Below are 6,783 nucleotides of genomic sequence, written 5' to 3' on the forward strand. Positions count from 1 at the left end.
TTGAAGAAACGAAAGGGCATGATCCGCATTCGCAATGACCGCTTGACGCAAGTGCGTCAGTGGTTACCGATTAGGATCATGCTCGACCCGAACGGGTCCGGACTGAAGAGGGAGCGTCACCGTGGCTGACGGCGTCAGGAAAGACGAGGAGTTCTCGGGCACCAAGCCGGTGGAGGAGCGGCATCGTTTCGACGAGATGCGGCTCGAAGCCTGGATGCGCGAGAACGTCGAAGGCTATGAGGGACCGCTGGTCGTCCTTCAGTTCAAGGGCGGCCAGTCCAATCCGACCTACCGGCTCAACACGCCGAACCGCTCCTACGTCATGCGCCGCAAGCCGTTCGGCAAGTTGCTGCCGTCGGCGCATGCGGTCGATCGCGAATACCGGGTGATCGCGGCGCTTGGAAAGCAGGGCTTCCCCGTCGCGCGCGCCTATGCGCTGTGCCAGGACGACGGCATCATCGGCGCCGCCTTCTACATCATGTCGATGGAGGATGGCCGCGTGTTCTGGGATCCGACGCTGCCGAGCCAGGCGCCGGAAGATCGCCGGAAGATCTTCACCAGCAAGATCGAGACGCTGGGCAAGCTCCACATGTTCGATCCCAACGCGATCGGGCTCGGCGATTTCGGCAAGCCCGGCAATTATTTCGCGCGACAGATCGACCGCTGGACCAAGCAGTATCGCGCCTCCGAGACGCAGCACATTCCCGAGTTCGAGAAGGTCGCCGAATGGCTGCCGAAGACCGTGCCGGAGCAGGCGCGCGTCTCCATCGTCCACGGCGACTATCGCCTCGACAACATGATTTTCCACGCGACGGAACCGCGCGTGCAGGCCGTGCTGGACTGGGAGCTGTCGACGCTCGGCGATCCCATGGCCGACTTCACCTATCTGTTGATGCAATGGATCATGCCGGGCCTGCACGGCGTCGATCTCAAGGCGCTGAACATCCCGAGCCTGGAAGAGGCGGCGCAGATCTATTGCAACGTCACCAAGATGAGCGTGCCGGATCTCAACTGGTACTTCTCCTACAACCTGTTCCGCCTCGCGGGCATCACCCAGGGCATCGCCGGCCGCATCCGCGACGGCACCGCCGCGAACGCCAAGGCGCTCGAATCCGCCAAGCGCACCGTGCCGCTGTCGAAGGCATCATGGGATTACGCGCAGAAGGCGGGCGCGGTCTAGGAGATACGAGGGCGCGGCGATAGCCGCGCCTTTTTTGTGCAGCCTGGCTCTCTCGTGTCCCGAACGCGATGCAGCGCGAAGTGCTGCCCCGCAGAGCCGGGACCCAGTGTCAGGTTGCCAGCGAATTCAGATCATTCGCGAGATCGCGCCAATCGGGATTGAGCTCTTCGATCAGCTTGAGTTTCCAAGCGCGGCGCCAGCGCTTCAAGGAATGTTCGCGCGCCCGGGCCTCGAGCACCGAGTCGAAGGTTTCGAAATAGACGAGCAAAGTCACGCCGTATTGCCGCGTGAAGCCGGGTATGAGTTTGGCCTTATGCTCCGCCATCCTGCGGGCAAGGTCGTTAGTGACCCCGACATAAAGTGTGCCGTTTCGCTTGCTTGCAAGGATGTACACGAAGAACGGCATTGTTCTGCAACCAGCGCTGATAGCGGGCAGCCGAGGGTGGCATGTCTCGATGTTGTCGCCAAGCGGTCCGGGTCCCGGCTCTGCAGCGCGTCACTTCGTGCCGCACTGCGTCCGGGACACGAGGGTCTCGACCTCTCTCTCCATATCTGCTGAGCAGCCGTTGCCGTGTCCCGGACGCGGTGCAGCACGAAGTGCTGCTCCGCTGAGCCGGGACCCACGTTGATGCGAGAGCACCTACCCCTTTGCGCAATGCGCGATCAGCTTCTCGACGAAGGCCGCGCATTTCTCCAACTCCGCCATCTCCACGAACTCGTCCGGCGTATGCGCCTGCGCGATCGCGCCGGGGCCGATCACCACCGAGGGCACATCGGCCATGCTGACGAACAGGCCGGCTTCGGTGCCGAAGGCGACCTTGGCGTGGTCGTTGCGGCCGGCGAGGCTCTTGGCCAGCGTGACGATCGCCGCGTCCGCCTTGGTGTCGAGTGCGGGATAATCCAGGATCTCCTCGAAGCTGATGCCGCATTCGGGATTCTTCGCCTTCATCGCGGGCTCCAGTTCAGCCCTCGCCCAGGCGACGATCGAATCCGTCACCTGCCGCGACTCGGTGATGCCGATGCCGCGGCATTCGAACTCCACGACGCATTGATCGGGCACGATGTTCAGCGCGGCGCCGCCATGGACGATGCTGGTGAGCAGCGTGGAGTGGGGTACGTCGTAGAGATCGTCGCGCGCGCCTTCACCGGCGAGTTTCACCGCGCGGCGGCGGATCTCGGTGATCATCTCGGCGGCATATTCGATGGCGTTGACGCCGTCGGGCGCGATCGAGGAGTGGCGGGCGAGCCCCTTGAACGTCGCGCGCACGCCGTGCTTGCCCTTGTGGCCGATGATGACCTGCATCCGGGTCGGTTCGCCGACGAAGCAGCCGAGCGGCTTGACCTTCTTCCGCGCGACCTCGGCGAGCATCGGCCGCACGCCGACGCAACCGACCTCCTCGTCATAGGAGATCGCCAGATGGATCGGCGTCGTGAGCGTGGCCTCGAGCATGTCCGGCACCATCGCCAGGCACACCGCGACAAAGCCCTTCATGTCGGTGGTGCCGCGCCCGTAGAGCTTGCCGTCGTGCTCGCGCAGCTTGAACGGGTCGTGGGTCCAGTGCTGCCCGGCCACCGGCACCACGTCGGTATGGCCCGACAGCACGAGGCCGGGGCGATCCTCCGGTCCGATCGTGACCCAGAGCGACGCCTTCTTGCCGGTCTCGTCGGTAATGCGTTCGGACGTGACGCCGAGAAAGCCGAGATAGCTCTCGATGTGCGCGATCAGGGGCAGGTTGGAACGATCGCTGACGGTGTCGAAGGCAACGAGCTCGGCGAGGAGGTTGCGGATCCGATCGGATCGCGAACTCGGGAATATCGGGTTGGGCATTGTCGGTCTACTCGATGGGTTTGGAGAACGGGCTCTCCGGCTGTTCGGTCCGGATGAAGTTGGCGAGTGAACGCGCGGCCGGCGTCAACGATCCCCGCGCGGGAACGACGACGGCGGTCTCGAGCGACATCTTCAGATCCAGCGGACGGAACACCAGGGATTTTTCCGGGCGCAGCTCCAGCGGGAAGGGGTTGAGGATCGCAAGGCCGAGGCCGGCGCGCACCATCTCGACCAGAAAGGTCGATGTCGAGGCTTCCGCGACGATCGCGGGCTCTGCACGGATCGCGGCGAAGGCAGCATCCACCTTGTTGCGCAGCGGGAAGCGACGGCTGAGTGCGATCATGGCCTCGCCGGCGAGATCGCCGATCGCAAGGTCCGCGCGCGCCGCCAGGCGATGACGCTTCGACATCAGCACGTGCGGGCGCGCCTGCCGGAAGACTTCCAGCCGCACGCCGTCGTGCGATGAGGCCTGGTCGACCAGCGCAAGATCGGCGCTGCCGTCGGCAACCGAGCCGAGGCAATCGGTCGACTTGCCGACTTCCATGTGGATGCGGGTGCCCGGTTCGCGCGCGATGAAGCGCGCCAGCAGCGGCGCGAGGAACAGATTGGCCAGCGTCGGCGGCGCGGCGACGCGGATCGCGGTCGCCCCGTCGTTGCGGGGCGCTGCGATCTGGTCGAGCAGGTCGAAGACGACGGCGGCGCGCGCCTCCAGCGCCAGGGCTTCCGCGGTCGGCGCGAGTCGACCGTTGCGGCGCGCGAACAGCGGCTGCCCGAGCCTCGCTTCGAGGCTTGCGATCGCGCGCGACACCGACGGCTGCGATGTGCCCAGCTGGCGCGCGGCCTGCGTGGTCTTGCCCGTCGCGATCATGGCACGCAGCGCTTCGATCTCGCGCAACGAGGGACGAAGCCTGGCGCCATCAGCGGTTTCGACGTTGTTGGTTTTTCTATTCATTCAATGCATAGAAATTGGAAAAGGAAATAAATATTTGCATAGCATGATCCTGCGTGCAAGCTTTTTGCCCCGAGACGACCTGAACGACGGACCCGGCCGCGCGGCGCGGCACGGGACATGGCAGGCAACACGGGGAGAGCGGCGTGAGTGCAATTGCGGAGCGCGGGATCACGAATGAGCGCCAGTCGGCGGGACGCGCGGCCTTCGCCGCCACTGTCGGCAACATGCTCGAATGGTACGACTTCACGATCTATGCGGCGTTCGCGGTGCCGATCTCGAAGGCGTTCTTCCCGGCCGACAGTGAGGTCGTATCGCTGCTGCTCGGCTTCGTGACCTTCGGCATCGGGTTCGTCGCGCGTCCGTTCGGCGCGGTCGTACTCGGCAGTTTCGCCGACCGGCGCGGTCGCCGCGATGCGCTGAGCCTGACCATCCTGTTGATGGCCCTCGGCACCGGGATCATCGCCCTGTGTCCGGGTTACGATCGCATCGGGCTCGCTGCGCCGATCATCATTCTGCTCGCGCGCATCGTCCAGGGCTTTTCCGCGGGCGGCGAGATCGGCGGCGCGGTGTCGACGCTGGTCGAGCACGCGCCGCCCGCGCGCCGCGCCTTCTACGCCTCGTTCCAGCAGATGTCGCAGGGCGGCTCGACCATGCTGTCCGGCCTTGTCGCGCTCGTGATCTCGCTGGCGCTCCCGGCTTCCGCGGTCACGGAATGGGGCTGGCGCGTTGCCTTCGTCGTCGGCCTCCTGATCGCTCCGGTGGGGCTCTACATCCGGCGCGAGTTGGAGGATGCGCCGCTGTTCAAGGCGTCGACCCACGCGGCGGAGGCGCCGATCCGCTCTGTCCTGCGCGAGCATTGGCGCGCGGTGCTGACCGGCATGCTGGTGGTGATGTTGTGGACGGTCGCGCAATATGTCGCGAACTATTTCCCGACCTTCGCGGCGCGCGAGCTGAAGATGTCGCTGTCGCAATCCTACCTCGGTCCCGTCACCGTCGGCACGGTGCTGTTGTTCTGCCCGCTCGTCGGGATGCTGGCCGATCGCTTCCGTCGCCGGCGCATCATGATCGTCGGTGCCGCGGGTCTCGCGCTCGTCGCCTATCCGGCCTTCGCTTACCTGATCGCTTCGCCGACGCCGGAGCGGCTGGTTCTCAGCCAGGTCGCGGTCGCGTTCTTCATGCTGATCTATACGGCGCCGGCCTCGGCGGTGCTGGCCGAACTGTTCCCGACCAGGGTCCGCGCCACCGGCATCTCGCTGACCTACAGCCTCGGTGTGGCGATCTTCGGCGGTTTCACGCCGGCGCTCATCACGGCGCTGATCAATTGGACCGGACAGCCGATCGCCGTTGCGTTCTATCTGGCCGGCGCGGCGCTGATCAGCCTGGCGATGGTGCTGACGCTGAAGGATCGGACCGGGGAGGCGCTGTCCTAAGCGCGAAGCGCGGAGAGATCCGCCGGCAGCATGCGCTTGAACAGATCCAGCATGCGGAGAGCATCTGCCGCCTGCAGCGAGATCGCATGACGGACCGCGGCGGCGATCTGGATCATCACCAGTTGCGAGAACGCGGTGAGGGCAGGGGCGGGCTGCCTGGGTGCGACGCGTCGCAGCGCGTCGCAGAGCAGGCCGGCGAGAAAGGCGACATCGTCCTCGTCGATCTCCTGCAGCGTTTTGTCGGCCTGTGTCGCCTGCCAGATGTGATGCATCACGGGATGATCGCGAAACATCTGGTAATAGCCGTCGGTGATCCGGATCAGCGCGGCGCGGAGGTCGGATAGATTCTTCATGTCGGCGAGATCACGCCGGACGCATTCACGGCCGATGGTGTTGCAGCGCTCCGCCAGCGTCCCGATCACGGCGCTCTTGTCCGGAAAATATTGATAGAGCGAGCCGAAGGCGATGCCCGTTCGCTCGACGATATCGCTCATCCGGAAGGCGTCGCTGCCCTTCTCGGTGAGGATCTCGGCGGCGGCAGTCAGGATGCGATCGAAGCGCTCCCGGCTCCGCTCCTGTGTCGGCACCAGCGGCGCGCGACGTCCGGCCGCATGCGCCGGTTTGCCCGTCCTGCTCTTCCGTTCCGGCATCGTGGTTCCCGCCATCTCCGCTTGACGTGAGAAATAAGAGAGTCTATCGCATTTATCAAATGCGAGAGATTATCGTGTTTAATGGAGGTGCTGGATGCGACAGGCGATCACGACCGGGCTTCTCTGGTTCTCGGCGATCGGGTGCGGCCTGATGGCAGGGGTCTATTTCGCCTTCTCGACCTTCGTGATGACCGCGCTCGGCCGCCTCGACCAGGCCGCGGGCATCGCGGCGATGAACGCCATCAATGTCGACATCGTGCGCTCGCCGTTCATGCCCTTGTTCCTCGGCACGACCGTGGCGGGCGCCGCATTGGCGGTGATGGGGGCGTTGCGCATCAGCGAGCCGGGAGCGGCAAGCATGATCGCCGGCGGTGGTCTTTACGTCATCGGCATGTTCGTCGTGACGGTCGCCTTCAATGTCCCGCTCAACAACGCGCTCGCGGCCGTGGGGGCGTCGACGCCGGACGCGGCTTCGGTGTGGGCGGCCTATCTGAAGGACTGGACCTTCTGGAACCATGTGCGCACGGTCGCATCGGTCCTCGCGAGCGTGTTCTGCATCGTCGCGCTTGTCTCCTAGCTTCGTGGTCCGGGTGAGCGATATCCGGGAATGCCGCGACGGACTCCTTGCATGTCGCTTCGCCGATCCCGGCTACGACACCTTGAGTTGCCCGTCGGGCAAAACACCCATGCGGTCGGTCAATCCGCGCCGCCGAATATATTCTCCTTTACCGAATTTCGGAAAC

7 protein-coding genes are annotated in these 6,783 nt (G+C 65.0%); 3 read left to right on the forward strand and 4 right to left on the reverse strand.

What is annotated here, in order from left to right:
* The first annotated feature begins 121 nt into the window (after nt 1-121).
* Nucleotides 122-1,180 carry a phosphotransferase family protein gene (locus QM712_RS31605; RefSeq protein WP_415027071.1) on the forward strand — a complete coding sequence of 353 codons (1,059 nt, stop codon included), beginning with the start codon at nt 122-124 and terminating at the stop codon, nt 1,178-1,180.
* A 109-nt stretch (nt 1,181-1,289) separates the two neighbouring features.
* Here the strand turns inward: QM712_RS31605 and QM712_RS31610 are convergent, their stop codons facing one another.
* The 3 genes from QM712_RS31610 to QM712_RS31620 all read right to left on the reverse strand — a co-directional run bounded on the left by QM712_RS31610 (nt 1,290) and on the right by QM712_RS31620 (nt 3,960).
* The gene (locus QM712_RS31610) at nt 1,290-1,586 is read right to left on the reverse strand and encodes a GIY-YIG nuclease family protein (RefSeq protein ID WP_415027072.1); all 297 of its coding nucleotides are present in this window, start codon (nt 1,584-1,586) and stop codon (nt 1,290-1,292) included.
* A 234-nt stretch (nt 1,587-1,820) separates the two neighbouring features.
* Nucleotides 1,821-3,008: an acetylornithine deacetylase gene (argE, locus tag QM712_RS31615; RefSeq protein WP_415027073.1), complete on the reverse strand. Its 1,188-nt coding sequence runs from the start codon at nt 3,006-3,008 to the stop codon at nt 1,821-1,823.
* A gap of 7 nt (nt 3,009-3,015) precedes the next feature.
* Nucleotides 3,016-3,960, reverse strand: a complete 945-nt coding sequence (locus QM712_RS31620) for a LysR family transcriptional regulator (protein WP_415027074.1) — start codon at nt 3,958-3,960, stop codon at nt 3,016-3,018.
* 143 nt (nt 3,961-4,103) lie between these two features.
* Between QM712_RS31620 and QM712_RS31625 the strand changes: the two genes are divergently transcribed.
* Nucleotides 4,104-5,390 (forward strand): MFS transporter, encoded by a 1,287-nt coding sequence (locus tag QM712_RS31625; protein ID WP_415027075.1) that lies wholly within the window; start codon nt 4,104-4,106, stop codon nt 5,388-5,390.
* On the opposite strand, the gene QM712_RS31630 is transcribed toward QM712_RS31625, so the two are convergent.
* On the reverse strand, nt 5,387-6,040 hold the full coding sequence (locus QM712_RS31630) for a TetR family transcriptional regulator (protein WP_415027076.1): 654 nt from the start codon (nt 6,038-6,040) through the stop codon (nt 5,387-5,389). The two genes, QM712_RS31625 and QM712_RS31630, sit on opposite strands and share 4 nt — an antisense overlap.
* Before the next feature lie 94 nt (nt 6,041-6,134).
* Between QM712_RS31630 and QM712_RS31635 the strand changes: the two genes are divergently transcribed.
* Nucleotides 6,135-6,617 (forward strand): DUF1772 domain-containing protein, encoded by a 483-nt coding sequence (locus QM712_RS31635; protein WP_415027077.1) that lies wholly within the window; start codon nt 6,135-6,137, stop codon nt 6,615-6,617.
* The last annotated feature ends 166 nt before the right edge of the window (nt 6,618-6,783 follow it).

Source organism: Bradyrhizobium sp. (assembly GCF_047605465.1).
GTDB lineage: Bacteria > Pseudomonadota > Alphaproteobacteria > Rhizobiales > Xanthobacteraceae > Bradyrhizobium.